The following is a 26,901-nucleotide window of genomic DNA, read 5'->3' as shown; positions in this document are numbered from 1 at the left end:
CCGTGAAGTGCTGTGAAGTGCTGTGAAGCGCCGTGGGGTGTCGTGGGTGCCGCGGGCCGGCGGGGGTGGGGTTGGTGGGTGAATGGGCTGCCTGGGTGAGCTGTCGGTCTGATGTCGAGTTGGTGCGATCTGTATCACTGTCTTCGTGAGCGTAGCGTGACTGAGGTGTCGCGGTGTGCGAACAGCGAGGCTCCACCCCTGCGCGGGCCCTCCGGCCGGTCTCGCGGGCGCGCTGCGCGACCCGCTCCGCGTGACCGGCCGACGACGCCAACTCCGGGAAACATCAAGGGCGTCGGGGATTCCCCCGGACGGCCGAACCCTCCGGGTCAGCGGGGATCGCGACCGGTGCGGACGGACATCACCGCCTGGCGTGTCAACTTCCAGCCGTCGCCGTGTCGTTCGACGTAGCCAAGTGCTCGGAGTTCGTACAGTCTCGCGATCGCCTCGTCCCGCGTGGTCCGCGCGCCGAGCGCGATCTCGTCGGCGGGGGCCGCGCGGTCGCCGGGCAGGGCGGCGAGCACGGCCCGGACGGGGGGATCCAGCAGATCGCGCGGAAGTACGGGGCCGCGCCGCACCGGCGCCAGCTCGCCGATGTCGCCGACCAGCTCGACGACCTCCGCGGCATCGGTGACCAGGGCGGCCTCGCCCCGCAGCAGTTCGTGCACGCCGACGGAGAGTGCGCTGGTCACGGGGCCGGGCACGCCCATGGTGAACCGGCCGAGGCGCTGTGCGGCCCGCGCGGTGGACAGGGAGCCGCTGCGCTGGGCGGCCTCCACGACGACGGTGCCTCGGGTCAGTGCGGCGATGACGCGGTTGCGCAGGATGAACCGGCTCGGCGTCGGGTGGTCGCCCGGCGGCAGCTCGCCCACGACCAGTCCCTGCTCCGCGATCCTGCCGATCAGGGCGGCGTGGCCGCGGGGGTAGGGGCGGTCGACACCGCAGGCCAGGACGGCGACGGTGGCTCCGCGGGCGGCGAGGGCGCCTCGGTGGGCGGCGCCGTCGATGCCGTAGGCCCCGCCGGACACCACCACCCAGCCCCGCTCGGCGAGCCCGCTGGCGAGGGCGGCGGCCGCATGGGCCCCGTACTCGGTGCAGGCCCGCGCCCCCACGACGGCCACGGATCTCAGCGCCCAGACCCGCAGGCTGGGCCGCCCGCGCACCCACAGCCCGAGCGGCCGGCCGTCCCCGAGGTCGTCGAGCTGCCGGGGCCACTCCGCGTCGCGGGGTGCCACGAACCGCGCCCCCGCTCTCGCGGCCGCCTCCAGATCCCGCCCGGCATCGGCCTGCCCGGCCCGCGCGACCAGCCCCGCCCAGCGCTGCTCGCTCACCCCCGGCAGCGCCTCGCCGCCCCGCAACCGCCGGACCACCTCCCCCACCCCGAACTCCCGCACCCAGCGGCCCCCGGCCTCGTCCCCGGGCTCGATGACGCGGGTGAGGAAGATCCGGCCGAGCAGTTCGTCGTCGGGGCTGTCGTCCGCCGTCATGTCAGCGCCCCGATGGCCATCGGCACACCGCGCGGCACTCCGGTGCGCAGTTGCAGGGCCAGGGCGACGTCCGTCGCGTCCGGCCGGTCGTGTCCGACGAGGTCGGCGACCGTCCAGGCGACGCGCAGGACCCTGTCGATCCCGCGGGCGGTGAGCACGCCCCGTTCGAGGTTGCGCTCGGCCTCGTCCATCGCGCCGGGCGCCGCGTGATAGCGGCTGCGCAGCTCCCGGCCGGGCACCTCGCTGTTGGTGCGCCACGCGGTGCCGGCGAGACGGGCCGCCGCCCTGTCCCGGGCCTGCCGCACCCGCCCGGCCACGGTCGCCGTCGGCTCGCCCCGGGCTCCGGGGTCGGTGAGCTGGGCGCGTGTGACCGGGTCGACCTCGACGCGCAGGTCCACCCGGTCCAGCAGCGGGCCGGAGAGCCGGGACTGGTAGCGGCGGATCGCCGACGGCGGGCACTCGCACAGCGAGTCGCGTTGCGAGAAGCGGCCGCAGGGGCAGGGGTTGGCCGCCAGCACCAGCAGGAAGCGGGCCGGGAACCGCACGACGCCGGCGCTGCGCGCGATCACCACGTGCCCCGACTCCAGGGGCTGGCGCAGCGCGTCGAGGGTCTGGCTGTGGAACTCCGGCGCCTCGTCGAGAAACAGGATTCCGCGATGGGCGAGGGACACGGCGCCGGGGCGTGCGATGCCGGGGCCGCCGCCGACGAGTGACTGCATGGTGGCCGAGTGGTGCGGGGCGCAGTAGGGGGCGACGTCGATGAGCGGTTTGCCCGGTGGCAGCAGTCCGGCCACCGAGTGCACGGCCGTGACCTCCAGCGATTCCTCCCGGGTGAGCCGGGGAAGGACGGCGGGCAGCCGTTCGGCGAGCATGGTCTTGCCCGCGCCCGGCGGTCCTTCGAGGAACAGGTGGTGTCCTCCGGCGGCGGCCACCTCCACGGCCGTACGGGCCGAGGTCTGGCCGACGACGTCCGCCAGGTCGTGCTCGTGGTCGTGCTGTGCGGCCCCGCCGCTGTGCATGCCGGTGGCCGCGCCGGTGCCGGGCATGCGCAGACCGGCCAGGAGCGGGTCCGGGCGGCCCTGCTCGTCCGGTTCCTCGTCGGGGACGGGTTCGTCGGTGAGGACCGCGACGAGCTGGCGCAGGCTGCGGACGCCGAGCACGGACACCCCGGGTACCAACGAGGCCTCCGCGGCGGCGCATTCGGGCACGACCACCTGCTCGTAGCCGGCGCCGGCCGCCGCCAGCACCGCGGGCAGGATGCCCCGCACCGGCCGTACCCGGCCGTCCAGGCCCAGCTCGCCGATCATGACGATGTCGGCGAGGACGCGGGGATCGATCCGTTCGGCGGCGCCGAGCACCGCGCAGGCGACGGCCAGGTCGAAGCCCGAGCCGGCTTTCGGCACCGATGCCGGGCTGAGCCCGACGGTGAGTTTCTTCTGCGGCCACTCGCCGCCCGAGTTCACCACCGCCGCCCTGACCCGGTCCCGGCTCTCCGACAGGCTCTTGTCCGGGAGGCCGACCAGGGTGAAGGCGGCGACGCCGGGTTCCAGGTCGGCCTGGACCTCGACGACGACTCCTTCGACACCGACCAGGGCGACCGAGCATGTGCGGGCGAATCCCATTCAGGCCACCCCCCGCGCGTGCTCGACGGACGGGGCACCGCGCAGGGGCAGCAGGACGCCGATCAGATCGATGCGGACGCCGCCCGGGGGCGCCCCTCCGTGGGCCTGGATCCAGCGTTCGGCCAGTTCGCGAAGTTTCGCCGCCTTCTCCGGGCCCACCGCGGCCATCGGGTGTTCGTAGCCGCCGCCCCGGCGGGTCTTGACCTCGCAGACGACCAGCGCGTCCCCGTCGCGCGCCACGATGTCGATCTCGCCGGACCGCCCGCAGCGCCAGTTCCGTTCCAGGATCGTCATGCCGGATGCGGCGAGCCGCCGGGCTGCCAGGTCCTCGCCGTACTTGCCGAGTGCTTCTCGTGCGTTCATGTCGGCACCACCTCCGGCGCCCACGGTCACGCACCCGGCCGAGACATGTTGATCTTGGTGAGCTACCGGCCGGTTGTGGAAAACTCCGTCACCCGATCGGGTACACCTCGCCCCGTCGGGCCGGGCGTGCCGCGCCCCGCCGGGCGACGCCGGCGGTCATCAGCCGCCCGGAAGCTCCAGGTCGCTCTTGTTCAGCTCTTCGATGTTCACGTCCTTGAACGTCAATACGCGTACCTGCTTGACGAACCGAGCCGGCCGGTACATGTCCCAGACCCAGGCATCGGCCATCGTCACCTCGAAGAACACCTCGCCCTGGACCGAGTGCACCTGCATCTCGTAGTCGTTCGTGAGGTAGAAGCGCCGCTCAGTCTCGATCACGTATTTGAACAGACCGACGACATCTCGGTACTCCCGGTAGAGCTTCAGCTCCATCTCGGTCTCGTACTTCTCGAGGTCCTCGGCGCTCATGGCATGTTCCCCTTCAGCCGTGCGATCCCACCATTGTGCGCCAGTCCCAGGTGTCCTCAGACGATTTCGGTGTCGAGGGTCACGGGACTGGCCGGGGGACCCTCGTCGAGCAGTCGCTGGAGCAGCTCGGCGAGTCTGGTCGGATACACCGTCTCATGTGCCCGGGTCAGTTCCCGGCACGTCCACCAGCGCGCTCCGGCGACACTGCGCCGCTCCAGCTCCGTCAGTGCGGTGGGTGCGGTCGCCGTCTGTGTCGTACGGGCCAGGTAGTACCACTCGTCCTGGTCCCAGCGACGGCCCGCGAAGGGGAAGGAGCACCTGCGCCGCCACAGCACCGGGCCGAGTACGACGTCGGTGACGCCCGTCTCCTCGGCCAGTTCCCTGAGCGCCGCCTGCTCGCGCGTCTCGGCTCCCTCCAGGCCGCCGCCGGGGGTGAACCACCAGTCGTCCGCCGGGTCTCCCGGCTCGTGGCCGTGCAGGAGCAGGATGCGGTCGTCCGGGTCGAGAAGGACCACCCGGGCCACCTTGCGCAGCCCGCCCTCGTACGTCTCCTCGCCGGTCCGCGCGGCCTCAGCGGGCACCGGCCGCCTCCGGCCGGGCACCGCGCGCGCGGGAGCGGCCCGTGCGCGCGGCGACAGGACCGTAGGCACCGCCGACGAGCACCAGCACGGCACCGGCGACGATCACGAGCTCGATGATGCGCAGCGGCCCGGGCTGGGAGAGGGGGCCCAGGGTCTCGAAGCCGGTGGGGCGCCCCAGCATGCCCTTCCAGGGCCAGACGACGGCGTCCACGCGCGCGGAGACGGCGTCGCTGGAGACCGTGCCCTTGGCCGCGTCGGTGAGGTGGGCGGTGGAGTCGAGGGAGCCCTGACGCTCGTCGCCGAGGAGGAAGAGGCGGCCCCTGGGCACGGTCACGGTCGGGAAGTTCATGTTCTCGGCCAGGCTGCCCTTGGGCAGATACGGTTCGTCGATCTGCTTGCCGTTGACGGTCAGCTTGCCGTTCGTGCAGCAGGAGACGGTGTCACCGCCGACCGCGACAACCCGCTTGACCACCTTGGAGTTGGTGACCCAGGTCTTGTCCTCGAAGACGACGACGTCACCGCGGCGGACGTCACCGCCGTGGACACGCTGGGCCAGTACGCGATCGCCGGCGTCGATGGTGGGGGTCATGGAGCTGGTGGGCACGGTGTAGGGCCGGTAGGACACCGCTCCCCAGGCGAATCCGCCGAGGAACAGCACCAGACCGAGTGCGACGGCCACCCCGGACAACCGCTGTCCGAGCCGGCTGCCGCCGGCCTGTGCCGTGCCTGTCCCGCCGCTGCGCGGGGCCGTACGCGTCGTGCTCTCGCCGCTCATGGATCCGCACCCTACCCGGCGGTACCGGGCGGGGGCAGCCCCTGTCGCGGACCGGCGGCAAAGGCTCGGCCACCGCCGGACTCACGGCCTCCGGATCGCCTCGTCGTCACGGACACGCGGAAGGCCCGGTGCGCATCGACGAGTCGGTGCGCACCGGGCCCTTCGTGGTCACTTGCCGCCCGCGGACGCCTTCTGCCGCGTCTTGGACTCCAGCCGGTCCCGGCGGCTGCGCCGCCACACCACCACCGGCAGCACCGCCGCGATGGCCACGCCCTGCGGGGCCACCGTGAGGGCGGCGGACGCGGAGGACTGCTGGTTCAGGTTGGGCTGGTCGAAGGTGTCCGGGACGGGCAGGGTGCCCCAACGGTTGATCGGCCAGGCCTTGACGATCGCGCGGCCCACGACGTCGCTGACCGGGACCATGCCGTGGTGCTTGTCGGTCTGGTTGTAGCGCGAGTCGCGGGAGTTCTGGCGGTGGTCGCCCATCACCCAGATGTATCCCTGGGGGACCGTCACCTTGAACTGGCCGCCCTGGTCGTCCACGCTGCACGGCGTGTTGCCGGGGTAGACGTACGGCTCGTTCAGCGGGTGGCCGTTGACCAGCAGCGGGCCCGAGTTCTTGCACTCGACCGTGTCGCCGCCGACTCCGATCACCCGCTTGATCAGGTCCTTCTCCTCCGCCGACGGCATCAGGCCGATCCAGCTCAGGACCTTCTGCACCGGGTTCGGGGTCGGCGTCGGCTCGCCCGCCAGCCAGTTGTCCGGGTCGTGGAAGACGACCACCTCGCCCCGCTCGGGCTCGGAGCCGAACCACGGGGTGAGCTTGTCGACCAGGACACGGTCACCCTGTTGGAGGGTGTTCTGCATCGAGTCCGACGGAATCGAGAACGCCTGCACCAGGAACGTCTTGATCAGCAGCGCCAGGACCAGCGCGATGCCGATGAGGATCGGCAGTTCCTTCCAGAAGGAGCGGGGTTTCCTCGGCGCGGGGGCGGCCCCGCCCTCGCCCGTGCCGTCCGCCCCGGGGGGCCGCTGCTCGTCGTCCCGCGTGCCGTCGTCGTCCGTCATCTCGTCATTCCCGGAGGTCACGGCGCCGTCCGGGCCGCTGGCGTTCGCTTCCACGGGGTGCCCGCGGTGCTCTTCGCCGTCGTGTCCCGACCGTGCGCCAACCGCCACATCCCCCACGCCAACTCCTTACTCTGTGCCACCGCCTGCCCGTGACACGGCGCAGGCCCACCACTCCCATAACGAGCGGGAGTTCCGCAGGGGTCGGGAGCTGAGTGATTCCGTTCGGATTCTCGGGGGTAACCCTATGCGACAGCACGGGAGCGGCGGCCGTACCCGACACGGAGTGGGCGACGCTTGCGAAGGTTTTAGGTTCCTGGAGACGGGTCCAGTGGTCGAAGGGCCAGCCGATGGCGACGGCCCGGCCGACGACGGAGTCCACGGAGACCGTGCCGCCGTAGGGCGTGTTCATGTGGAACCGGGAGTCCGCGGAGTTGCCCCGGTGGTCACCCATCACCCACAGCCGGCCCTTGGGGACGGTGATGTCGAAGCGCATCGCAGACGGGGCGTCGCCCGGGTAGATGTAGTTGCCCTCGGTGAGCGGGGTGCCGTTGACGGTCATCCGGCCCTGCGCGTCACAGCACTTGACATGGTCGCCGCCGACCCCGATGACCCGCTTGATCAGGTCTTTCTCATTGTCCGAGGGCAGCAGGCCGATGAAGGTGAGGCCTTCCTTGACCTGCTTGACGACGATGGGGTCGTTCGTCTTGGTGGTCTGCTCGTCGGCGAGCCAGCCGCCGGGGTCGTGGAAGACGACGACGTCCCCGCGCTGCGGCTCGGAGCCGAACCACGGCGTGAACTTGTCGACCAGGACGCGGTCGCCGATCCGGATCGTCTGCTCCATGGAGCCGGACGGGATCACGAAGGCCTGGACGAGGAAGGTCTTCAGGACGAGCGCGATGAGGACGGCGACGCCGACCAGAAGAGGGACCTCACGAACGGCTGAACGCCTGCGCTTGCGCTTGACCTTGCGCTGGAGCTTGCGCCGTTCCGCGCGCGTGCGGCCGCCGCCGGGCGCCGAGGTGCGGCGCGCTCCCGTGGGCAGCAGGTTGTCGGCGGGACCGGCCGGCACCCCGCGTGGTTTGCCGCGGTTACCCATGCGCACCGTCCGCGGACGGCACGCGCGCGTAGGCGGAGGGTCGCGTCAGATGTGTCCAGTGGGCGTACGGCCAGACGATCCAGTCGGCCCGGCCGATGACGTCGCCGACCGGGATCATGCCGCCGCCGGGCGAGCCGAGGTGGTCGCGGGAGTCGCGGGAGTCGCTGCGGTGGTCCCCGAGGACGAACAGGCGCCCCTCGGGCACCGAGACATCGAAAGGCACGCTGGAGGCGCTGTCCCCGGGATAGAGGAAGGACGACTCGTCGACCGCGCGGCCGTTCACCTCGATCCGTCCCTTCTTGTCGCAGCAGACCACATGGTCTCCCCCTACCCCGACCACGCGTTTGACGTAGTCGGCGTCCCCGAAGTACCCGGAGCCGTCGAACACGATCACGTCGCCGCGGCGCGGCCGGGCTCCGAAACGGTACGCCAACTTATCTACGAGAATGCGGTCGCCGATCCTCAAGCCCTGCTCCATCGATCCGCTCGGAATCTGGAACGGTTGCACCACGAATGCGTTGAGGAGCAGCAAAAACGCCAGGCAGACGAAGAGGGTGAGGGTGATGCGGCCGCCCGGCAGCCAGTCGGTGATCCGCGACACCAACGCGAAACGCGACCGTTCCTCCGGCCCCGGGGATTCCGGGTGGGAGGGGCGGTCGCGTTCCGTCGGCTGCGCTTCGGTGTCCATCGGGGCGAGATGCTATCCCGCCTCGCTATGGGCTCCGCGGTGCGCTCAGTTGTCGCGCTTCTCCTTGATCTTCGCGGCCTTGCCGCGCAGGTCACGGAGGTAGTACAGCTTGGCGCGGCGCACGTCACCACGGGTGACGAGCTCGATCTTCTCGACGATCGGGGTGTGCACCGGGAAGGTGCGCTCGACGCCGACGGAGAACGAGACCTTGCGGACCGTGAAGGTCTCGCGGACGCCGGAGCCCTGGCGGCGGATCACAACGCCCTTGAACTGCTGCACACGGGAGCGGTTGCCCTCGATGACGCGGACGTGGACGTTGACGGTGTCACCCGGGCGGAAGGCCGGGACGTCGCTGCGCAGCGACGCGGCGTCGACGGAGTCGAGCAGGTGAGACATTTCGTCTGCTTTCTTCGCTGATGCCACAGGTCATCAACGGAAACTAGGTGTACAAGAGGTCTGCCGTGCGCGTCGGGGCGGGCGTCGTGTCCCCCTGCGGCAGGGGCGCACACCGGACGGACGCACAACAGCGAGCTATTCTTCCATGCCCTGGGCCCGCCGCCAAAATCGGCCGAACGGCTCTCCTCCGGGGTCGGGCTCCCAGCCCAGGATCGAGAGCATCTCGCGGTCCTTCTTGTCGAAGGCCTTGGGGTCGCAGCGCTCGATCAGATCGGGCCGGTGCGCGGTCGTACGCGTCAGGGCCTCGTCGCGGCGCCAGCGGGCGATCTTGCCGTGGTGGCCGCTGAGCAGCACCTCGGGGATGTCCCGGCCGCGCCAGACGGGCGGCTTGGTGTAGACGGGGCCCTCCAGCAGGCTCGCCATGGCACCGGGCGCGAAGGAGTCGTCGCGGTGGGACTCGGCGTTGCCGAGGACGCCGGGCAGCAGCCGGGCCACGGCCTCGGTGATGACGAGGACGGCCGCCTCGCCGCCGGCCAGGACGTAGTCGCCGATGGAGACCTCGTAGACGGGCACCCGGGTCGCGTACTCGTCCGTGACGCGCCGGTCGATGCCCTCGTAGCGGGCCGGCGTGAAGATCAGCCAGGGTCGCTCGGAGAGCTCCACGGCCAGTTCCTGGGTGAAGGGGCGGCCGCTGGGTGTGGGCACGATGATCGCGGGGGCGCTCGCGCCGGTCTCGTAGCCGTCGGCGAGGACCGTGTCGAGGGCGTCGCCCCAGGGGCCGGTCTTCATGACCATGCCGGGGCCGCCGCCGTACGGGGTGTCGTCGACCGTGTTGTGCCGGTCGTACGTCCACGCGCGCAGGTCGTGCACCTGGACGTTCAGCTGTCCACGCGCGCGTGCCTTGCCGACGAGGGAGACGTTCAGCGGTTCGAGGTACTCGGGGAAGATCGTGACGACGTCCAGGCGCATTACGACTCTTCTCCGGACTGTTCCCCCGGCTCTTCCCGGTTGGAGTCGATCTCCGCACGGTCGTCGATCAGGCCCGGCGGGGGCGCGATGACGGCCTTCTGCTCCGCCAGGTCGATCTCGGTGACGATCTCCTCCACGAAGGGGATCATCACCTCGCTGCCGTCGGGGCGCTCCACGATGAACAGGTCCTGGGACGGCAGGTGCGAGATCTCGGTGATCCGGCCGACCTCCTGCCCGTCCTCGGTGACCACGTCGAGGTCCATGAGCTGGTGGTCGTAGTACTCGTCCTCGCCCTCGGGGAGTTCCTCGGGGTCGATCTCGGCGATGAGGAGCGTGTTGCGGAGGGCCTCGGCGCCGTTGCGGTCCTTGACGCCCTCGAAGCGCAGGAGCAGGCGGCCGCTGTGCACCCGGCCGGTCTCGATGGTGAGCGGTCCCGCGGCGGCGGGATCGGTGGCGAGTACGGCGCCGGGCGCGAGCCTGAGCTCGGGTTCGTCGGTGCGTACCTCCACGGTGACCTCGCCCTTGATGCCGTGGGCGCGGCCGATCCGTGCGACTACGAGCTGCACTGTGCTTGGTCTCCTGTCATACGACTACGGGCCGGGGACGGCCCAAGGGCCCTCCCCGGCCCGAGCCGGTTACGATGAAGCGTCAGCGGACGTGGTCCACGTCGACGAGGTCGACGCGGACACCGCGGCCGCCGATGGCGCCCACGACGGTACGCAGAGCGCGCGCGGTACGGCCGTTGCGGCCGATTACCTTGCCGAGGTCGTCGGGGTGGACCCGGACCTCCAGCACGCGCCCGCGGCGCAGGTTGCGCGAGGCGACCTGCACATCGTCAGGGTTGTCGACGATGCCCTTCACGAGGTGCTCAAGCGCCTCTTCGAGCATGCTGCTCAGGCCTCGGTCGACTCGGACTCAGCCGCGGCCTCGTCCTTCTTCTCAGCCTTCTTCTTCTGGGTGATCGCCTCACCCTTGCCCTCGTCGTCGCCGCCGAGCGCCTCGAACGACGGACGGGTCGCCTTCGGGGCGGCGACCAGCAGCGGCGCCGGGGCGGGCTCGCCCTTGAACTTCTGCCAGTCGCCGGTCTTCTTCAGGATGGCGAGGACGGGCTCGGTCGGCTGCGCGCCGACACCCAGCCAGTACGCCACGCGGTCGGCGTCCACCTCGATGACCGACGGGTTGTAGGTCGGGTGGTACTTGCCGATCTCCTCGATCGCACGGCCGTCACGGCGGGTGCGGGAGTCGGCGACGACGATGCGGTAGTGAGGCGAACGGATCTTGCCCAGACGCTTCAGCTTGATCTTGACTGCCACGGGAGTGGGTTCTCCTGGATTTGACGTGGTTGGGCACGGCGAGATTGCCGCGTGGGGTTGCGGTACCCGAGTGCCCGATGGACGCGTCAGCCGGAGGAGAGAGGGGTCCTGTGCGGCTGTCGAGTACAGCTAGCCATTGTGCCATACCCTGCGGGTCGCTTCCGGCCGAGGGGTTCTGCGCCGTATCCGGGCATGCCGGACAGGCATCCGGCGTGGAGGTGAGATCACGTCGGATGCGCTGTCCGCTGCCCACGGCGAGGAGCCCGCTTCCGGCACCCACGAGATGCCGGTGTACGCGGCTCGCGTCACGCCGCTCCGGCGACCTCCGGGATTCTGAACGGCTTGCCGCAGCCGCCGCAGACGATCGGCGCCTGGGCCAGGACCGAGGGCACCACCCGGACGTTGCGGCCGCAGTCGCAGACCGCCTTGACGCGGACGCCGCCGCCGGAGGAGCCGTGCCGGGCGGCCGGGCCGCGGAAGCTGCGGGTGGTGTCGGACGTCGTGGCCGCCGTGTGGGCCTTCAGCGCGCGCTGGAGCCGCTCGATCGTCGGGCGGTAGCGCCGCCGCGCCTCGGGGTTGAGCGTGACCAGGGAGAAGCCGCTGCTCGGATGCGGCTCCTCGGGATGGTCCAGGCCCAGCTCCTCGGCGATCGCCAGGAAACGGCGGTTGTGGTATCGGCCGGCGCGGGAGGTGTCGCGGATCCCACGGGCGGCTGCGATGCCGTGGACTGCCTCATGCAGCAGTCGTTCGAAGGAGAGCTCGTGACCGCACGCGGACGACGACTCTCCGATCAGGGACTCTGGCGCGGCGAGGTCCGGCAGCTCGGGGTGGTACCGCTGAATGTCGGCCCACGCCTGTGCCAGCTCCGCGGCGAGAACAGGTGGTGTCTGTGTCGTGCTCACGTAATGACAACGAGCGGGAGCTCGAATGTGTTCCTATTCCGGGTCATCCCAAATATTTTGCACGTACCCGTCAGTTGCCGCTGATGCGTCCTGACGAGGGCGGGTGCGCTGATCTGCGGAGAAGCCTCACAGCTCGTAACAAGCTGGTGCGTAGTCCGCCGTACGATCCGGCGCGTAGTGCCCACTGCGGGGTGAGGTCGGGGATGCGCAAGAGACGTTTCGGCCGCGATCGGCGTCACGTCTCGTCTTGATCTGCGTCCGTGACGGCCGTGACGTTACCGCGCACCGCCCGGACCCCTGGCACCGGCCCCGCCGCGGGAACGCACACCGTACGGCCGCCCAGATTGCCGGGATGTGAAATCTCGCCACAGACACACCCGGACCTCAAGCGGGGCTCCACGACCCCTGGACGCCGTCGCGAGCCGGGAGTTACCTGACATACGTGGGAAGTGCGCGCGCACGGCACGGGGGCCGAACGACCGGGCGCAGCGGCGAACTGTCGGCGGATTGGGGCGCTTACCTATGACACCTGTGCTCGTGCCGCAGCACCTGGCTCACGCGGACTCCGAACCCCGCGTGGACCTGTGCGCACGCGCGCGTGACTGGTCCGAGATCCAGGAGCGGATGCTGGTGCCGCTCTACGAGGCCGTTCACGAACGGCTGGAAGTGGGCCCCGCCACCCGGCTGCTGGGCCTGCGCTGCGGCTCGGGGCTCGCCCTGCTGCTGGCCGCCGGCAGAGGGGCCGAGGTCACCGGCTGCGAGGCCGCCTCCCCCGAACGCCTCGCCCTCGCCCGCGAACGCCTGCTCCCGCACGCCCCGCGCGGCGCGGACAGGGGCCTGCCGGGCGTCCCCGGCCACCCGGCCGGGTGGGGCGAAAGCGGCCGTACGCGTGCGCGTGCCGGTGTGCGGCTCATCGCCGGGTCGCCCGCCGACCGGGACGACGCCGAGGCGGAGCCGTACGACCTGGTGACCGTCTTCGAGCCGGTCGGATGTCTCGCCGGGGACGCCGAGGGGCTCGGGGAATCGCTGGCGCAGGCGCTGCCGTTCGCCGCGCGGGGGGCCGCCGTGGTGCTGACCGGGTGGGGTCCGCCCGAGCGGTGTGCCGCCTCCTCGGTGCTGCGGGTGGCGGCGAAGCTGGCCGATCCGCTGCGCGGCGCGGGCAGTTGGCGGCCCGCCGGGCGGGACGACCTGGAAGAGGTCGCGCAGCGCGCCGGCCTCAGGCCGGACGGCTCCGGACGGGTCGCCTGCCCCTTCGGGTACGCCGGCCTCGACAGTGCCGTACGCGGCCTGCTGTCGACGGCGCTGTTCGACGCGGCGATCGCGGCGACGGACGCCAAGCAGGTCGACAAGGAGCTGACCGAGGCCCTGCATCCGTACCGGCGCCCGGACGGCACCGTGTGGATGCCGAACGTGTTCCGCTATCTCGTCGCGCGCGTGCCCTGAACGTCCGTCACGAGTCGACGTCCTTGGTCAGGCGGGTGATCCCGGCGACGCGGTACGCGTCCGCCTCCTCCAGCGTCTCGTTGACCAGCAGCGCCTGCGCGAGGGCGTCCAACTGGCCGCGGTGGTCGCGGAGTTTGCGGCAGGCCTCCTCGTAGCACTCGTCCACGATCCGGCGCATCTCGGCGTCGATGACGTCCAGCGTCTGCGGTGCGGCGGCGAGCCCGTAGGCCTGCTGGGCGTCGTTCGGGAGCGCGGAGAGCCGGCCGACCTCCTCGCTCATGCCCCAGCGGGACACCATTCCGCGCGCGATGTTGGTGACCTGCTCCAGATCGCTCTCGGAGCCGGTGGTGACCACGTCGTAGACGACGTGCTCGGCCGCCATGCCGCCGAGCGCGCCGATGATCCGGCCGCGCAGGTACTCCTCGGTGTACGCGTACTTGTCGGCGTCCGGCGTGGAGAGCGTGACGCCGAGGGCGCGGCCGCGCGGCACGATGGTGATCTTGCGGACCGGGTCGGCGCCGGGCTGGAGCATGCCGAGCAGGGCGTGCCCGCTCTCGTGGTAGGCGGTGCGCCGGCGCTCCTCCTCGGGCATCACCAGCGGACGTTCCGCGCCGAGCTGGACCTTCTCCAGCGCGTCGGACAGGTCGGACTGGGTCACGGCCTGCTGCTGGCGCTTCACCGCGAGCAGGGCGGCCTCGTTGGCGAGGTTGGCCAGATCGGCGCCGGTCATGCCCGGGGTCGTACGGGCCACCTGGGCGAGGTCGACGTTCTCGGCGAGCGGGATGTCGCGGGTGTGGATCTCCAGGATGGCCTCGCGGCCGCCGCGGTCCGGGGGCGAGACCTGGACGACCCGGTCGAAGCGGCCGGGGCGGGTCAGCGCCGGGTCGAGGATGTCGGCGCGGTTGGTGGCCGCGATGACGATGACGCCCTCCGAGCCGGAGAAGCCGTCCATCTCGGTGAGGATCTGGTTCAGCGTCTGCTCGCGCTCGTCGTGCCCGCCCATGGACGCGCCGCCGCCGCGGGCCCGGCCGATGGTGTCGATCTCGTCGATGAAGATGATCGACGGTGCGACCTTGCGGGCCTCCGCGAACAGCTCCCGCACGCGCGAGGCGCCCACGCCCACGATCATCTCGATGAACTCGGACGCGGACGCGGAGAAGAACGGCACGCCCGCCTCGCCGGCGACCGCGCGCGCGAGCAGTGTCTTTCCGGTGCCGGGCGGGCCCGCGAGCAGCACACCGCGGGGCATCTTGGCGCCCATGCGCCGGTAGGCGTCGGGGTTCTTCAGGAAGTCGACGACGTCGTTCAGCTCGCCCTCCACCTCGTCGATCCCGGCCACGTCGGCGAAGGTCGTGCGCTTCTCCCCCGGCACCAGCTCGACCGGCTTGGGCGGCGCCTTGCGGCCCAGCATGCCGCCCGCGCCGCCGAGGCCCGCGCTCATCCGCCGCGCGACGAAGATCCACAGAGCGACGATGACGATCATCGGCGCCAGGGAGATCAGCAGATTGGCGAGAAAGCTGCGGTGCTGGACGACGGGCTGCGCCGTGACGGTGACGCCGTGCTTGGTCAGATTCGACCAGAGGTTGTCGTTCGCGAAGGACGGCCGCTCGGTGTTGAACTTGGTGTACGTGCCGCCGCCGGGGTTCTTCTGCTCCTTCTTGAGCTGCCCCTGGATCGAGTCGCCCTTGGCGTAGATCTTGGCGACATTGCCGTCGTTGACCTGCTTGCTGAACTCGGTGTACGAGATCGTCGGCTCGTTGGCCTGGTCGAAGTAGGACAGCACCAGGTTGGCGATCAGGTACACGACGAGCGCGGTGAGGATCAGCCGCCACCAGCCGCCGCGCATCCGGGGCCCGCCCGGCTGCTTCGGCGGCTCCTCCGGGGCACCTTCGGTACGCCAGGGCTGGTCGGGCGACTTGCGCGGCGGGGCGGGGTTGGTCATATCCGGACGGTACGACAATGACCAACCCCCGGCATGCCCAGTGAGGGCTCAGGGGCGAGCTCAGCCCATGAACTTCTTGAACTCGTCCGGCAGCTCGAACTCCTGGCCGCCCTGCTGCGGCACCCCGAAGGCGCCGCCGCCCTGGGCCGCGGCCTCGCGGCGCTGGGCCTCCTCCAGCTCCTGCTGCTTGCGCTTCATCGGGTTGCCGGAGCGCTGCTTGCCCTTGGCCTTCTTCTGCTGCTTCTTCTGCCGGCCGGGGCCGCCGCCCATGCCCGGGATCCCCGGCATGCCCGGCATGCCGCCGCCCTGGGCCATGCGGGACATCATCTTGCGGGCCTCGAAGAACCGCTCGACCAGGTTCTTCACCGCGCTGACCTCGACACCGGAACCCTTGGCGATACGGGCACGGCGCGAGCCGTTGATGATCGTCGGCTCCTGGCGCTCGGCCGGGGTCATCGACTTGATGATCGCGGCCGTGCGGTCGACGTCCCGCTCGTCGATGTTCTGGATCTGGTCCTTGATCTGGCCCATGCCCGGGAGCATGCCGAGCAGCTTGCTGATGCTGCCCATCTTCCGGACCTGCTCCATCTGGGCCAGGAAGTCGTCCAGGGTGAAGTCCTGGCCCTTCTTGGACGCCAGCTTCGAGGCCATCTTGGCGGCCTCTTCCTGGCTGAAGGTCTTCTCCGCCTGCTCGATCAGGGTGAGCAGGTCACCCATGTCGAGGATGCGGGAGGCCATCCGGTCCGGGTGGAACGCGTCGAAGTCGTCCAGCTTCTCGCCGTTCGACGCGAACATGATCGGCTTGCCGGTGATCTGCCGGATCGACAGGGCGGCACCACCTCGGGCGTCACCGTCGAGCTTGGAGAGCACCACGCCGTCGAAGCCGACGCCGTCGCGGAAGGCCTCGGCGGTGTTGACCGCGTCCTGGCCGATCATCGCGTCGACGACGAAGAGGATCTCGTCCGGGGAGACGGCGTCGCGGATGTCCGCGGCCTGCTGCATCATCTCCTGGTCGATGCCGAGGCGGCCGGCGGTGTCCACGATCACGATGTCGTGGACCTTGGACTTCGCGAACTCGATGGAGTCCTTGGCGACCTGGACCGGGTCGCCGACGCCGTTGCCCGGCTCGGGCGCGAAGACCGCCACGCCGGCGCGCTCGGCGACGACGCTCAGCTGGTTGACGGCGTTCGGGCGCTGGAGGTCGGCGGCGACCAGCAGCGGCGAGTGGCCCTGCTCCTTCAGCCAGCGGCCGAGCTTGCCCGCGAGGGTGGTCTTACCGGCACCCTGGAGACCGGCCAGCATGATCACGGTGGGCGGCTGCTTGGCGAAGCGCAGCCGGCGGGTCTCGCCGCCGAGGATCGTGACCAGCTCGTCGTTGACGATCTTCAGGACCTGCTGGGCGGGGTTCAGCGCCTTGGAGACCTCGGCGCCGAGGGACCGCTCCTTGATGTTCTTGATGAACGTCCGGACGACCGGCAGCGCCACGTCCGCCTCGAGGAGCGCGATGCGGATCTCACGCGCGGTGGCGTCGATGTCCGCCTCGGAGAGCCGTCCCTTGCCGCGCAGGTTCTTGAAAGTCGCTGACAGGCGATCGGAGAGAGTGTCGAACACGGCGCTCGCGGTCCTCGGGGTCGGTGACGGTCTTGATGGGAATCGCCCTCCAGGGTATCCCGGCGTCGAAAGTACCGGGGCAGGTCGTCCCCCGGCTCATCCGCGCAGTGTCTCCTCCAGCACCCGCGCCAGCGATGCCGCGTCCTGCGCCGGGAGCTGTGCGCCCGTGCCCGTCGTGACGTAGAAGGCGTCGACGGCGTTGGAGCCCAGCGTGCTGACGTGCATGCTGCGCACCCGTACGGCCGCCTTCTCCAGGGCCATGCCGATGCGGTGCAGCAGGCCGGGGGCGTCCTGGGCGCGGACCTCGATCACCGTGGCGTGGTGCGAGGCGGCCGGGGCCACCGTGACGCGGGGCGGCGGGGCGGTCCAGCCGCGCCTGCGGGGGTAGGCCGCGTCCCGCTCGGCGAGGCGGCCGGCGATGTCCAGCGAGCCGTCGAGGGCGCGCACGAGGTCGGCGCGCAGCCGGGCGGCCTGGGGCAGGGAGCCGTACTCGGCGGCGACCCGCCAGTTGAGCAGCAGGACCGAGCCGTCGTCGACGTCGTCGGGCAGGCTCAGGGCGCGCAGCTCGGCGGTGCGCACGGTCAGCCGGTGCACGGCGAGGACCCCGGCGACGGCGGGGAGCACGGCGGGCTGGTCGGGTACGGCGATGAGCAGCTCGACGCCGAGGGGTTCCTGGGCGGACGCCTCCCCGGTGGCCGGTTCCGTCTGGGCGCGCAGGGCGAGGACCGGGCCGCCCGTGCGGAACGCCTCGATCGCCAGCCGCTCCTGTTCGGCGGTGGGCGCGGCGGTCGGCTCGGGCTCGTCCGGTGCGTCCCCGGCGAGGACGGCGCAGACGCGACGGACGAGGTCGGCGACGAGGGAGCCGCGCCAGGAGGACCAGGCGGCCGGGCCGGTGGCGAGGGCGTCGGCCTCCGTCAGCGCGTGCAGCAGCTCCAGGGTGCTCTGGGTGCCGACCGCCTCGGCGACCGAGCGGACCGTGGCCGGGTCGTCCAGGTCGCGGCGCGTGGCCGTCTCGATCAGCAGGAGGTGGTGGCGGACCAGCGAGGACAGCACCGTCACGTCCGCGCGGTCGAAGCCGATCCGGACGGCCACGTCCTTGGCGATGATCTCGCCGGCCACCGAGTGGTCGCCGGGCCAGCCCTTGCCGATGTCGTGCAGCAGGGCGGCGACCAGGAGCAGGTCGGGGCGGCTGACGCGGCGGGTGAGCGCGGAGGCGCGGACGGCCGTCTCGATGAGGTGCCGGTCGACGGTCCAGAGGTGGACGGCATTGCGCTGGGGGCGGCAGCGGACCCGCTCCCAGTCCGGCAGCAGGCGGCTGATCAGGCCCTCCGCCTCCAGCGCCTCCCAGACCTCGACGGTCGGGCGGCCGGAGCCGAGCAGCGTGACCAGCTGCTCCCGGGCCTCGGCGGGCCACGGTGTGGGCAGGGGGCGCGTGGTCGCCGCCATCCGCCGGACGGCGTGCAGGGAGAGCGGGAGGCCGGCCTGCGCGGCGGCGGCCGCGGCGCGCAGCGGCAGCACGGGGTCGCGCTCGGGGCGCGCGGCGCGGGCGAGCACCACCTCGCCGTCCTGCTCCACCACGCCCTCGGCGAGCGGGGAACGCTCGGTGACGGGCTTGCCGCCGCCTCCCAGCATGGCGCGCAAGCGCGGCCGCACGGCGCGCGAGCGCAGTACGCGCCCCACCTCGCGCCAGGTGACGTCACTGGCGTACGCGATCACCCGCGCGGCCTCGTACACCTGCCGCAGCAGGGTGTCCGCGTCCAGCAGGCCCAGCTCGGCCGCCACCTGGTCCTGCTCCTGGAGGGACAGCCGGTCGGTGGCGCGGCCCGTCGCCAGGTGCAGGGCGTCACGGACGTCGAGGAGGCGCCGGCATGCGTCGGCGAGGCCCTCGCGCGGGGCGTCGGCGAGCCAGGAGGCGGCGACGGCGCGCAGGGCGGTGGCGTCGCGCAGGCCGCCGCGCGCCTCCTTCAGGTCGGGCTCCAGCAGGTACTGCAGCTCGCCCTGCCGCTCGGCGCGTCCGGCACACAGTTCCTGGAGTTCCGGCAGCCGCTTGGGGGCCTGGTTGCGCCAGTCGGTGAGGACGGCCGTACGCAGGCCGGCGGTGAGGCCGGCGTCGCCGGCCAGGTGGCGGGCGTCCAGGAGACCGAGGTGGACCTTCAGGTCGTCCCCGGCGGTCCTGCGGGCCTCCGCCGGGGTGCGCACCGAGTGGTCGAGGGCGAGGCCGAGGTCCCAGATCGGGTACCAGAGGCGGTCGGCCAGCGCGGCGACCTCCTTGGTGTCACCGCCGTCGTGCAGCAGGAGCAGGTCCAGGTCGCTGCGCGGGGACAGCTCGCCGCGGCCGTAGCCGCCGACGGCGACCAGCGAGACCCCCGTGAGCCCCTTGGCCGCCGCGCCGAACAGTCCGCCGAGCCAGTCGTCGGTCAGCTCCGCGAGGGCGGCACGGCGCGGCGGCCCGGACCGCGCCCCCTCGGTGAGGAGGCGCAGCCGGGCCGCCGCGTAGCCGCCGGGTCCCGAGTCCTCTGCTGCCATGCGCTCGTCCGTTCCCGTCACCCGGCGACTCCCGTTCTCAGAGATGCTGGTCAGAGCGCGTCGGGGCCGCGCTCGCCGGTGCGGACCCGTACGGCCGTGTCGACCGGCAGGGCCCAGACCTTGCCGTCACCGATCTTTCCGGTGCGGGCCGCCTTCACGATGACCTCGATCAGCTGCTCGGCGTCGTCGTCCTCGGCCAGCACCTCGACGCGGATCTTCGGGACCAGGTCGACGGTGTACTCGGCACCCCGGTAGACCTCGGTGTGGCCCCGCTGCCGACCGTAACCGCTGGCCTCGGTGACCGTCAGTCCCTGGACGCCGAACGCCTGAAGGGCCTCCTTGATCTCGTCCAGCCGGTGGGGCTTGACGACGGCGGTGATGAGCTTCATGCGTCCACCTTCTTGGTCTGCGTGGCGGCGGCCAGGGCCGAGGAGTGCGCGGCGGAGCCGATGACACCGCCGCCGGTGCCACTGAAGTCGTAGGCGCTCTCGGCGTGCTCGGCCTGGTCGATGCCGGAGATCTCCTCGTCCTCGGTGACCCGCATGCCGATGGTCTTGTCGAGGAGGAAGGCGAGGACCGCGGAGACGACCAGGGAGTAGGCGAGGACCGCGCCGACACCGGCGCACTGCTTCCACAGCTGGGTGAAGGAGTGGTCGCCGTAGAAGACGCCGGTCGCGGTGGACTGGCCCTTGCCGGTGGCGAAGAAGCCGATCAGCAGGGAGCCGAGGATGCCGCCGACCATGTGGACGCCGACCACGTCGAGGGAGTCGTCGTAGCCGAACTTGAACTTCAGGCCGACGGCCGCGGCGCAGGCGACACCGGCGATGGCGCCGACGGCGATCGCGCCGAGCGGGGAGACCGCGCCGCCGGACGGGGTGATCGCGACCAGACCGGCGACCGCGCCGGAGGCGGCACCGAGGGTGGTGAACGCGCCGTGGCGGATCTTCTCGTAGGCGAGCCAGGCCAGCATGGCGGCACCGGTGGCGACCTGCGTGTTGACGAACATCAGCGCGCCGACGCCGTCGTCGTTGCCGAGCCAGGAGCCCGCGTTGAAGCCGAACCAGCCGAACCACAGCAGACCCGCGCCGAGCATGACCAGCGGGAGGCTGTGCGGGCGCATCGGGTCCTTCTTGAAGCCGACGCGCTTGCCGATGACGAGGATGACACCGAGCGCCGCCGCACCCGCGTTGATGTGGACCGCCGTACCGCCCGCGAAGTCGATCACGCCGAGCTTGAAGGCCCAGCCGTCGGCGCCCCAGACCCAGTGGGCGACCGGAACGTAGACGATCGTGGCCCACAGGGTGATGAACAGGCACCAGGCCGAGAACTTCACGCGGTCGGCGAGGGCGCCGCTGATCAGGGCCGGGGTGATGATGGCGAACATCATCTGGAAGACCATGAAGACGAAGACCGGGATGGTGTACCCGGGCCAGAGCTCCGTCAGGCCGATGTGGCTGAGCCCGAACCAGTTCGAGTTCCAGCCGATGAAGCCGTTGTGCGTGCCGAAGGCGAGGGAGAAGCCGTAGAGCGTCCAGAGGATGGTGATGATCCCCATGGCGATGAAGCTCATCATCAGCATGTTGAGGGTGCTCTTGACCCGGACCATGCCTCCGTAGAAGAAGGCCAGGCCCGGGGTCATGATCAGCACCAGGGCGGAAGCAATGAGCATGAAGCCTGTGTTCGCGGACGACAGCTTGGGTGCCTCCGCGGCAAGCGTGATGGCTGGGGCCATCGGCGTCTCCTCGTCGGTTTCAACGGCCCCGTGCGGGCGGTACCGGGCCTGGGCGGTCCGGTCGGGTGAGGGGTGGGCCGGTTATGCGCCATGAGATTGACGCAGCGCGGTTTCGGTGGAGGCCCCTCGTTGTTTCGCCGGGGTGACGAAGACGCCGTGCGTGTTACGCGTGGATGAACGGCCGGATCTCCGGGAGGGAGACGGGCCGGCCGCGGCGGGCCTCTCGATGACCTGGCATGGGGGAGCCGAGTCGAGCGGTTCGGGAGGCCCGGCCGCGGCCGGGGCTTGGCGCCGGGGTCGGTCAGACGGCCTCGGCGGTCTCGGGAAGGTCCACGGCGAGCTGGTCGGTGAGGTCGACGACGACGGCGAGGTCGCCGTAGTCCCGCGCGGCGGTGTCGACCGTCTTTCGGATACGAGTGTTCACGCGCTCGGAGCGGACCTTCTTGGCGATCTCCATGGCCCGGGAGGCGTATTCCGTGCCTCGCTCGGGCTCGCGCTGGAGCAGGTGCACGGTGGCCTTGCCGATCAGGTTCAGCGCATACGACCGCTGGTGCTCCGGGTCCTTGGCGAACAGCTCCACCGCCCGCCGCATGAGCGGCTCGGCGAGGGAGGCGTAGGTGGGGCTGCGGCCGGCGACGTAGGCGAGGTCGCGGTAGGAGTGGGAGTTCTCGCCGTACAGCTCGGCCTCGGAGAAGAAGCGGATCCAGTCGGGGTCCGGCTCGTCCCACTCGTCGGCTTCGGCGAAGGTGTCCTCGGCCATGCGGACCGCGCGCTTGGTCTTGCCGGGCTGGCCCATGTTCGCGTACGCGCGGGCCTCCATCGCATACAGCATCGACTGGGTGCGCGGGCTCGCGCAGTCGCGGCTGCCGTACTGGGCGAGGTGGATCAGCTCCAGGGCGTCGTCGGGACGGCCGAGGTGGATCATCTGGCGGCTCATGCTGGAGAGGATGTAGGAGCCGAGCGGCTTGTCACCGGCTTCCTTGGCGGCGTGCAGGGCGAGCACGAAGTACTTCTGCGCGGTGGGCTGGAGGCCGACGTCGTACGACATCCAGCCCGCCAGCTCGGCCAGTTCGGCGGCGACCTTGAACAGGATGCGGGTGGTGGCCTCGGGCTGGGGTTCCTGGAGCAGGTCGGTGACCTCGTGCAGCTGTCCGACGACCGCCTTGCGGCGCAGGCCGCCGCCGCACTGGGCGTCCCACTGGCGGAACATCCTGGTGGTGGACTCCAGCAGGTCCAGCTCGGGCCGGGACAGACGGCCGGGGCGGCGCGGGTCGAGGGCGGGCCGGGGCTCGGGGCAGCCCGGGGAGGCCGGGCTCGGCACGAGCCAGCGCTGCATCGGCTCGATGAGGGAGGGACCGGCGGACAGGGCGAGGGAGGTGCCGAGGAAGCCGCGCCGGGCGAGCATCAGGTCGCTGCGCGAGAACTCGCTGAGCAGGGCGACGGTCTGCGGGCCGGTCCAGGGCAGGTCGACGCCGGTCGCGGAGGGTGACTGGCGCGCGGCGCGCAGGCCGAGGTCCTCGATGGAGACCACGCAGCCGAAGCGCTCCGAGAACAGCTCCGAGAGGATGCGCGGGATCGGTTCGCGGGGGTTCTCGCCGTCCAGCCAGCGCCGTACGCGCGAGGTGTCGGTGGAGATGTGGTTGGCGCCCAACTGGCGCGCCCGGCGGTTCACTTGGCGGGCCAGCTCGCCCTTGGACCAGCCGCTGCGCACGAACCACGAGCCGAGCAGCTCGTTGGGGCGCTTGTCAGCGTTCGTCCCGCTACCGCCGTTGCCGCTCACTGGAACGCCCCCATTCCTGAGACCACTTGTCGCCGCGTACGCCAAGCCCTATCAGAATGCCGGTAAATACGGCCTCCTGTCCGCCGGTTCTCACCCTTCGAACGGGATGACGACTCGCCTCCGGCATACCCACGGATGCATATGCCCCGAGGACTCGCACACTCACAGTAATCCTACGATCACCCGTCCAGCCATGGCGATCCGGGAAACGCCACCATTCGCCACCCCTTCGAATGAACTCACGTTCCCCGGGACGCGATTCACTTGACATAGGACGGCCGGAGGTGGGCGGAGTGATGCACCCGGGGGCGCGTGCCAACCGGTGCGCCACCTCAGGCGCTTCCAGGCGCTGCCTTGACCCCGCGCTTGATCGACGGCCGGTGCGGGAAGGCGGAGCCGTAGCGTTACGTTCCGCTTTCGTCCCGTTCCGTGTCGTAACCACCGGCGCGCTGGACCCGTTGGAGGGGGCATGGGCTTCACGATCGGCGGCATCCGCGAGATCCGCTCCGGCGCGCGTCGGCGCGGCCGGTCCTCGGAGTGCACGGCCGTCGCCGAGTTCACCGGACTGTGGGGCTGGGACGTGGTGCCGGGCGCGCGGGCCGCGGCGGGCGCCTGTTCCTGCGGGCGCGCCGACTGCCCGGCGCCGGGCGCCCATCCGCTGGACTTCGCGCCCCAGGTGCCGGCCGGGGCGACGCTGGACGAGGTGAGCGAGGCCTGGTCGGAGTTCCCGGGCGCCGCGGTGATGCTGCCGGTGGGCCAGGCGTTCGACGTCGTCGAGGTCTCCGAGGCGGCCGGCCGGCGCGCCCTGGTCCGCCTGGAGCGGATGGGGCTCCCCCTCGGTCCGGTGGCCGCGACCCCGGACGGCCGCGCGCACTTCTTCGTCGCGCCCGGCTCCGCCGCCGAACTGCCCCGGCTGCTCTACCGCCTGGGCTGGGACGACCCCTCCGCCCTGGACCTGAGCGGCCTCGGCCCCGGTGCGTACGTCACGGCGCCGCCCTCCGACCGTGGCGGTCTTGGCCCGGTGCGCTGGCTGCGCCCGCCGGCGCTGGACTCGGCGACGGCACCGCCGGCGGCCCGGCTGGTGCTGGGCACGCTGGCCTATGTGGCGCACCGGTCGCGGGCGCGGGCCTGACGGCTCCCCCGCGCACAAAGGCGAAGTGCCCGTCCCCAACTGCACCTTGGGGCCGGGCACTTCCTTTCTTTGCGCCTAAGCCGGCGCCGCTCTCGCGGACGTGGTTGATCGCCGTCGTGGTTCCTCGATTATCGGCTGCGGTCCGTGGGTGAAGGCTGATCCACAGGGAGTTACTCGCCGATCAGCGCGTCCACGAACGCCTCCGGCTCGAACGGGGCCAGGTCGTCCGCGCCCTCGCCGAGGCCGACGAGCTTGACCGGCACGCCCAGCTCACGCTGGACCGCGACGACGATGCCGCCCTTGGCGGTGCCGTCGAGCTTGGTCAGCACGATGCCGGTGATGTCCACGACCTCGGCGAACACGCGGGCCTGGACCAGGCCGTTCTGGCCGGTGGTGGCGTCGAGGACGAGCAGCACCTCGTCCAGCGGCGCGTGCTTCTCCACGACCCGCTTGACCTTGCCCAGCTCGTCCATGAGGCCGGTCTTGGTGTGCAGGCGGCCGGCGGTGTCGATGAGGACGACGTCGACCCCCATCTCCTTGCCCTCCTTGACCGCGTCGAAGGCCACGGACGCCGGGTCGCCGGCCTCGGGGCCGCGCACGGTGTGGGCGCCGACGCGCTCGCCCCAGGTCTGGAGCTGGTCGGCGGCGGCGGCGCGGAAGGTGTCGGCGGCGCCGAGCACGACGGTGCGGCCGTCGGCGACGAGCACGCGCGCGAGCTTGCCGGTGGTGGTGGTCTTGCCGGTGCCGTTGACGCCGACGACCATCACGATGCCGGGCTTGCGGTCCTCGGGCTCGGTCCTCACCGTGCGGTCGACGTCGGTGCCGACCAGCTTGAGCAGCTCCTCGCGCAGCAGGCCGCGCAGCTCTTCGGGGGTGCGGGTGCCGAGCACCTTGACGCGCTCGCGCAGGCCCTCGACCAGCTCCTGGGTGGGCTGCACGCCGACGTCGGCGGTGAGCAGCGTGTCCTCGATCTCCTCCCAGGTGTCGTCGTCGAGGTGCTCGCGCGACAGGAGCGTGAGCAGGCCCTTGCCGAGGGCGTTCTGGGAGCGGGACAGGCGGGCGCGCAGGCGGACGAGCCGGCCTGCGGTGGGCTCCGGGATCTCGATCTCCGGAGCCTCTTCGAGAGTGGGCTCGGCGGCGGGAGGCTCCTCCACGGCGACCGGTGCGGGGCCGCCGGGGAGATCCACCTCCTCGATGGTCCGGCGCGGTTCGTCGCGCGGTGTCTCGGCCTCGTCGCCGACGTGCGGCTCGGCCGGGGGCGCGGTGATGTCGGGCGTCTTCGGGGGTGGCGGAGGCAGCGGCTTCCGGCGCCGGGTGCCCACGATCAGCCCGCCGAGCGCGCCGATCACGACCACGGCGATGACTACAGCAAGGATGACGGTTTCCATAACCCGTCCAGTATCAGTCATGGGTGACGACGGGAGCCGGTTTGTGGCTTCCTCCGAGAGACAAACGCCACGTACGGCGAGGAGTCGGAGCAAAGTACGATGGTGGCGACTCTGTCGACGCGCGTAGAGTCCCGAGCGTCCCCCTTCCCCCCACGGCAGGCCCGTTTTTCATGAGCAAAACCGTCGAGACCGAAGGCGCTCTCGAGACCCGAGGGATCGAGCAGGTCCCGGATCACGAGCGCACCGCGAAGACCCGCGAGCTGTTCCCGACCTGGGTCGGCGCCAACATCAGTGTGCTGCTGCTGACGATGGGCGCGAGCCTCGTCGTCGCGTACCACCTGGACATCTGGCAGGCGCTCGTGGTCGCGGCGGCCGCGCCGGTCGTGTCGTACGGCCTCGTCGGGCTGATCGGCATCGCGGGCAAGCGGGGCGGCGCGCCCGGCATGGCGCTGTCGCGGGCGGTCTTCGGCCAGCGCGGCAATCTGCTGCCCGGGTCGCTGATCTGGGTCGCGCGCTGGGGCTGGGAGACGATCAACGCGGTCACCGGCGCCTACGCGATGCTCACCATCCTGGACATCGTGTGCGGCCTGAAGGCGAACAGCGTGCTGGACATGGTCATGCTGCTGGCGTTCGTCGTGGCGACGTTCGCGATCTCCGGGCTCGGCATCAACGCCGTGCAGAAGTGCAACAAGTACGCGACGTACCTCTTCGGCGTCTTCTCGGTGCTCGTCCTCGCCTACCTGGTGGCGAACACCGACTGGTCGAAGGTGATGCACCACGGCGGCGGTTCGACGGCCGCGGTGATCACCGGTGTCGGCATGATCGCGGCCGGCGGTGTCAGCTGGATCCCGACCGCGCCGGACTTCACCCGCTACCTGCCGCGCACGGCGTCCTCCAAGGCGATCGTCGGCACGGCGGTGGGCGGCGCCGGTGTCGTGGTGCTCCCGATGGTCCTGATGGGCGCGGTGATGGCGGTCTCCACGCCGGACCTGGCCTCGGCGACCGATCCGGTGTCCTTCCTCGGCGAGATCCTGCCGACCTGGATCGCGGTGCCGTACCTGTGCATCTCGCTGATCGGCATGCTGCTGATCAACTCGATGTCGATGTACTCGGCGGGCTTCACCGCGCAGACCCTCGGCTTCAAGGTGCCGCGTCACTGGGCGGTCTCCGTCAACGCCGTGATCTCGCTGATCTTCGGCGGCGTGCTGATGCTGGTGGCGACGAGCTTCATGGGCTCGTTCATCGCCTTCCTCTCCCTGCTGGCGGTCGCCTTCTCCGCGTGGGTCGGCGTGTTCGGCGCGGACATGCTGCGCCGCACCGAGTACGACGGCGCGGCGATGGCCGACACCACCCGCACCAGCGCCTACTGGTACAAGGGCGGCTTCTCCCCCGCGGCCGTGGCCGCCTGGGCGATCGGCCTGGTCTCGGGCCTGATGTTCACGACGTCGGACTGGTTCACCGGCCCGCTCGCGAAGAACAACGTCATCGGCGAGTACGGCCTCGGCTGGGTCGCCACGATCGTGATCTCCGGCCTGCTGTACCTGGTCCTGCCGAAGCCGGCGGCGGCGCGGCCGGCCCCGGCCACCGAGCCGGCCGAGGAGCCCGCGACCGTCGGCGCCTGA

At 71.4% G+C, this 26,901-nt stretch carries 25 protein-coding genes; 3 read left to right on the top strand and 22 right to left on the bottom strand.

What is annotated here, in order from left to right; genetic code table 11:
* Positions 1 to 326: 326 nt before the first annotated feature.
* The 15 genes from dprA to AC4OXY_RS33480 form a co-directional block, all read right to left on the bottom strand.
* A complete protein-coding gene (dprA, locus tag AC4OXY_RS33550) occupies positions 327 to 1,484 on the bottom strand; it encodes a DNA-processing protein DprA (RefSeq protein WP_356024528.1) in 1,158 nt (385 codons plus the stop codon).
* The gene (locus tag AC4OXY_RS33545; RefSeq protein ID WP_376289256.1) at positions 1,481 to 3,106 is read right to left on the bottom strand and encodes a YifB family Mg chelatase-like AAA ATPase; all 1,626 of its coding nucleotides are present in this window, start codon (positions 3,104 to 3,106) and stop codon (positions 1,481 to 1,483) included. The genes dprA and AC4OXY_RS33545 overlap by 4 nt, the downstream gene beginning before the upstream one ends.
* Positions 3,107 to 3,499, bottom strand: a complete 393-nt coding sequence (locus AC4OXY_RS33540; RefSeq protein ID WP_467493434.1) for a YraN family protein — start codon at positions 3,497 to 3,499, stop codon at positions 3,107 to 3,109.
* Positions 3,500 to 3,628: 129 nt separating this feature from the next.
* Entirely contained in the window at positions 3,629 to 3,937 is a 309-nt protein-coding gene (locus tag AC4OXY_RS33535) for a DUF2469 domain-containing protein (RefSeq protein ID WP_014675276.1), read from the bottom strand.
* A 56-nt stretch (positions 3,938 to 3,993) separates the two neighbouring features.
* On the bottom strand, positions 3,994 to 4,518 hold the full coding sequence (locus tag AC4OXY_RS33530; protein WP_356024535.1) for an NUDIX hydrolase: 525 nt from the start codon (positions 4,516 to 4,518) through the stop codon (positions 3,994 to 3,996).
* Positions 4,508 to 5,293, bottom strand: coding sequence for a signal peptidase I (gene lepB, locus AC4OXY_RS33525; protein ID WP_356024537.1), 786 nt, complete (start codon positions 5,291 to 5,293; stop codon positions 4,508 to 4,510). Before lepB (AC4OXY_RS33525) ends, AC4OXY_RS33530 begins: the two co-directional genes overlap by 11 nt.
* Positions 5,294 to 5,461: 168 nt before the next feature.
* On the bottom strand, positions 5,462 to 6,478 hold the full coding sequence (lepB, locus tag AC4OXY_RS33520) for a signal peptidase I (protein WP_356024539.1): 1,017 nt from the start codon (positions 6,476 to 6,478) through the stop codon (positions 5,462 to 5,464).
* The gene (gene lepB, locus AC4OXY_RS33515) at positions 6,366 to 7,457 is read right to left on the bottom strand and encodes a signal peptidase I (RefSeq protein ID WP_362823494.1); all 1,092 of its coding nucleotides are present in this window, start codon (positions 7,455 to 7,457) and stop codon (positions 6,366 to 6,368) included. Before lepB (AC4OXY_RS33515) ends, lepB (AC4OXY_RS33520) begins: the two co-directional genes overlap by 113 nt.
* Positions 7,450 to 8,145, bottom strand: coding sequence for a signal peptidase I (lepB, locus tag AC4OXY_RS33510; RefSeq protein ID WP_356024544.1), 696 nt, complete (start codon positions 8,143 to 8,145; stop codon positions 7,450 to 7,452). The genes lepB (AC4OXY_RS33515) and lepB (AC4OXY_RS33510) overlap by 8 nt, the downstream gene beginning before the upstream one ends.
* Before the next feature lie 45 nt (positions 8,146 to 8,190).
* Positions 8,191 to 8,541, bottom strand: a complete 351-nt coding sequence (gene rplS / locus AC4OXY_RS33505) for a 50S ribosomal protein L19 (protein WP_071370661.1) — start codon at positions 8,539 to 8,541, stop codon at positions 8,191 to 8,193.
* Between the two features lie 135 nt (positions 8,542 to 8,676).
* Positions 8,677 to 9,510 (bottom strand): tRNA (guanosine(37)-N1)-methyltransferase TrmD, encoded by an 834-nt coding sequence (gene trmD / locus AC4OXY_RS33500; protein ID WP_356024547.1) that lies wholly within the window; start codon positions 9,508 to 9,510, stop codon positions 8,677 to 8,679.
* Positions 9,510 to 10,076 (bottom strand): ribosome maturation factor RimM, encoded by a 567-nt coding sequence (gene rimM / locus AC4OXY_RS33495; protein WP_356024549.1) that lies wholly within the window; start codon positions 10,074 to 10,076, stop codon positions 9,510 to 9,512. The genes trmD and rimM overlap by 1 nt, the downstream gene beginning before the upstream one ends.
* Before the next feature lie 82 nt (positions 10,077 to 10,158).
* Positions 10,159 to 10,398 carry an RNA-binding protein gene (locus AC4OXY_RS33490; protein ID WP_003973401.1) on the bottom strand — a complete coding sequence of 80 codons (240 nt, stop codon included), beginning with the start codon at positions 10,396 to 10,398 and terminating at the stop codon, positions 10,159 to 10,161.
* A 5-nt stretch (positions 10,399 to 10,403) separates the two neighbouring features.
* The gene (gene rpsP / locus AC4OXY_RS33485) at positions 10,404 to 10,823 is read right to left on the bottom strand and encodes a 30S ribosomal protein S16 (RefSeq protein ID WP_093498844.1); all 420 of its coding nucleotides are present in this window, start codon (positions 10,821 to 10,823) and stop codon (positions 10,404 to 10,406) included.
* 305 nt (positions 10,824 to 11,128) lie between these two features.
* A complete protein-coding gene (locus AC4OXY_RS33480) occupies positions 11,129 to 11,725 on the bottom strand; it encodes a hypothetical protein (RefSeq protein ID WP_067041283.1) in 597 nt (198 codons plus the stop codon).
* A gap of 522 nt (positions 11,726 to 12,247) precedes the next feature.
* On the opposite strand from AC4OXY_RS33480, the gene AC4OXY_RS33475 reads away from it, so the two are divergent.
* Positions 12,248 to 13,168, top strand: a complete 921-nt coding sequence (locus AC4OXY_RS33475; protein ID WP_376289264.1) for a class I SAM-dependent methyltransferase — start codon at positions 12,248 to 12,250, stop codon at positions 13,166 to 13,168.
* Between the two features lie 7 nt (positions 13,169 to 13,175).
* Here the strand turns inward: AC4OXY_RS33475 and ftsH are convergent, their stop codons facing one another.
* The 6 genes from ftsH to nsdA all read right to left on the bottom strand — a co-directional run bounded on the left by ftsH (position 13,176) and on the right by nsdA (position 22,759).
* Entirely contained in the window at positions 13,176 to 15,110 is a 1,935-nt protein-coding gene (gene ftsH / locus AC4OXY_RS33470) for an ATP-dependent zinc metalloprotease FtsH (RefSeq protein WP_362823496.1), read from the bottom strand.
* 60 nt (positions 15,111 to 15,170) lie between these two features.
* Positions 15,171 to 16,721 carry a signal recognition particle protein gene (gene ffh, locus AC4OXY_RS33465; RefSeq protein ID WP_356024558.1) on the bottom strand — a complete coding sequence of 517 codons (1,551 nt, stop codon included), beginning with the start codon at positions 16,719 to 16,721 and terminating at the stop codon, positions 15,171 to 15,173.
* Between the two features lie 96 nt (positions 16,722 to 16,817).
* Complete coding sequence (locus AC4OXY_RS33460) at positions 16,818 to 19,268, bottom strand: [protein-PII] uridylyltransferase (protein WP_376289267.1); 2,451 nt, start codon at positions 19,266 to 19,268, stop codon at positions 16,818 to 16,820.
* 29 nt (positions 19,269 to 19,297) lie between these two features.
* The gene (locus AC4OXY_RS33455; protein WP_356024562.1) at positions 19,298 to 19,636 is read right to left on the bottom strand and encodes a P-II family nitrogen regulator; all 339 of its coding nucleotides are present in this window, start codon (positions 19,634 to 19,636) and stop codon (positions 19,298 to 19,300) included.
* Positions 19,633 to 20,979 carry an ammonium transporter gene (locus AC4OXY_RS33450; protein ID WP_362823498.1) on the bottom strand — a complete coding sequence of 449 codons (1,347 nt, stop codon included), beginning with the start codon at positions 20,977 to 20,979 and terminating at the stop codon, positions 19,633 to 19,635. The genes AC4OXY_RS33455 and AC4OXY_RS33450 overlap by 4 nt, the downstream gene beginning before the upstream one ends.
* Positions 20,980 to 21,280: 301 nt before the next feature.
* On the bottom strand, positions 21,281 to 22,759 hold the full coding sequence (gene nsdA / locus AC4OXY_RS33445) for a transcriptional repressor NsdA (protein ID WP_356024567.1): 1,479 nt from the start codon (positions 22,757 to 22,759) through the stop codon (positions 21,281 to 21,283).
* A 469-nt stretch (positions 22,760 to 23,228) separates the two neighbouring features.
* Here nsdA and AC4OXY_RS33440 point away from each other — a divergent pair, with 469 nt between their 5' ends.
* On the top strand, positions 23,229 to 23,891 hold the full coding sequence (locus tag AC4OXY_RS33440) for a bifunctional DNA primase/polymerase (protein WP_491991551.1): 663 nt from the start codon (positions 23,229 to 23,231) through the stop codon (positions 23,889 to 23,891).
* Positions 23,892 to 24,061: 170 nt separating this feature from the next.
* Here the strand turns inward: AC4OXY_RS33440 and ftsY are convergent, their stop codons facing one another.
* Positions 24,062 to 25,279 carry a signal recognition particle-docking protein FtsY gene (gene ftsY, locus AC4OXY_RS33435; RefSeq protein WP_356024572.1) on the bottom strand — a complete coding sequence of 406 codons (1,218 nt, stop codon included), beginning with the start codon at positions 25,277 to 25,279 and terminating at the stop codon, positions 24,062 to 24,064.
* Between the two features lie 170 nt (positions 25,280 to 25,449).
* Between ftsY and AC4OXY_RS33430 the strand changes: the two genes are divergently transcribed.
* Positions 25,450 to 26,901, top strand: coding sequence for a cytosine permease (locus tag AC4OXY_RS33430; protein WP_356024575.1), 1,452 nt, complete (start codon positions 25,450 to 25,452; stop codon positions 26,899 to 26,901).

It is taken from the genome of Streptomyces sp. HUAS MG56 (assembly GCF_058673395.1).
The sequence above is the reverse complement of the archived record's forward strand: the minus strand, read 5'-3'. Positions and strand labels throughout refer to the sequence as shown.

Coding starts and splice junctions, on each gene's coding strand:
- AC4OXY_RS33535 (WP_014675276.1), bottom strand. CDS start 3,937: ATGAGCGCCGAGGACCTCGAGAAGTACGAGACCGAGATGGAGCTGAAG.
- ftsY (WP_356024572.1), bottom strand. CDS start 25,279: ATGGAAACCGTCATCCTTGCTGTAGTCATCGCCGTGGTCGTGATCGGC.
- dprA (WP_356024528.1), bottom strand. CDS start 1,484: ATGACGGCGGACGACAGCCCCGACGACGAACTGCTCGGCCGGATCTTC.
- lepB (WP_362823494.1), bottom strand. CDS start 7,457: ATGGGTAACCGCGGCAAACCACGCGGGGTGCCGGCCGGTCCCGCCGAC.
- rplS (WP_071370661.1), bottom strand. CDS start 8,541: ATGTCTCACCTGCTCGACTCCGTCGACGCCGCGTCGCTGCGCAGCGAC.
- AC4OXY_RS33545 (WP_376289256.1), bottom strand. CDS start 3,106: ATGGGATTCGCCCGCACATGCTCGGTCGCCCTGGTCGGTGTCGAAGGA.
- AC4OXY_RS33475 (WP_376289264.1), top strand. CDS start 12,248: ATGACACCTGTGCTCGTGCCGCAGCACCTGGCTCACGCGGACTCCGAA.
- AC4OXY_RS33455 (WP_356024562.1), bottom strand. CDS start 19,636: ATGAAGCTCATCACCGCCGTCGTCAAGCCCCACCGGCTGGACGAGATC.
- lepB (WP_356024544.1), bottom strand. CDS start 8,145: ATGGACACCGAAGCGCAGCCGACGGAACGCGACCGCCCCTCCCACCCG.
- trmD (WP_356024547.1), bottom strand. CDS start 9,510: ATGCGCCTGGACGTCGTCACGATCTTCCCCGAGTACCTCGAACCGCTG.
- ftsH (WP_362823496.1), bottom strand. CDS start 15,110: ATGACCAACCCCGCCCCGCCGCGCAAGTCGCCCGACCAGCCCTGGCGT.
- AC4OXY_RS33430 (WP_356024575.1), top strand. CDS start 25,450: ATGAGCAAAACCGTCGAGACCGAAGGCGCTCTCGAGACCCGAGGGATC.
- lepB (WP_356024537.1), bottom strand. CDS start 5,293: ATGAGCGGCGAGAGCACGACGCGTACGGCCCCGCGCAGCGGCGGGACA.
- AC4OXY_RS33490 (WP_003973401.1), bottom strand. CDS start 10,398: ATGCTCGAAGAGGCGCTTGAGCACCTCGTGAAGGGCATCGTCGACAAC.
- AC4OXY_RS33450 (WP_362823498.1), bottom strand. CDS start 20,979: ATGGCCCCAGCCATCACGCTTGCCGCGGAGGCACCCAAGCTGTCGTCC.
- AC4OXY_RS33440 (WP_491991551.1), top strand. CDS start 23,229: ATGGGCTTCACGATCGGCGGCATCCGCGAGATCCGCTCCGGCGCGCGT.